The sequence below is a fragment of the Bacillus sp. SIMBA_005 genome (assembly GCF_046535585.1).
Lineage (GTDB): Bacteria > Bacillota > Bacilli > Bacillales > Bacillaceae > Bacillus > Bacillus pumilus.
In genome coordinates, this window is sequence record NZ_JAWRWI010000320.1 from 1 (window position 1) to 276 (window position 276).

Consider the following 276-nt stretch of genomic DNA (forward strand, 5'->3'; position numbering starts at 1 on the left):
TTCGTTAGTAGTAGAAATAAACCGAGTAATGTGCCTATAATACCTAATACTTGATATTTAGGTGGCCATTTCTTTAAACTAAGAGATACATAAGCAACAACAAATATTGGCGCTAAAAATTGTAGTAACGTAGCTAATACAGCATTACTTTCATTTATCGCTCCAACGAAAGCATATTGCACACCGAGCATTCCTACAATACCAAAGGTTAATAGCTGTCTACTCCAAAATTTTTGTTGCCATATGCTAAAAATATCTTTACCTGTTAACAATAAG

Annotated in this window: 1 protein-coding gene; it reads right to left on the reverse strand. The window is 33.0% G+C overall.

The features are described from left to right. Positions 1-276, reverse strand: a 276-nt coding sequence (locus SB660_RS20300; protein WP_410584116.1) for an EamA family transporter, incomplete at both ends; no start/stop codon positions are given.